Here is a 360-nt window from a genome sequence, read left to right on the forward strand (position 1 = left end):
TTTGCCACCTTTAATTTACCAACCAAAGAACCAGAAATACTAAACCTGTTAGATGGCGATGCCACTAACGATTTAGACCCAACATTATACACCATTACCTACTACCAGACCCAAGCCAATGCCGAAGCAGCAAACAACCCGATTGCCACGCCAAACGCCTATATAAACGGTACCATAAACATGGAAACCATTTGGGTACGTGTAGAAGACAATGCCACAAGCTGTTACAAAACCGTAGCCTTAGAGTTAATAGTAAACCCATTACCAGTACTGGTACAACCAGACCCACTGGAACTCTGTGATATTAACAACCCAGGCGATGAAGTCGAAGAATTTAATTTAGAAGATGCCAACGCCCAG

The 360-nt window shown here is 43.1% G+C and carries 1 protein-coding gene; it reads left to right on the forward strand.

The genetic code is table 11. The features are described 5' to 3' along the window. A partial coding sequence (locus ACVC43_RS00200) for a hypothetical protein (protein WP_452222556.1) occupies positions 1-360 on the forward strand: 360 nt, incomplete at both ends.

Source organism: Lacinutrix chionoecetis, from assembly GCF_053604665.1.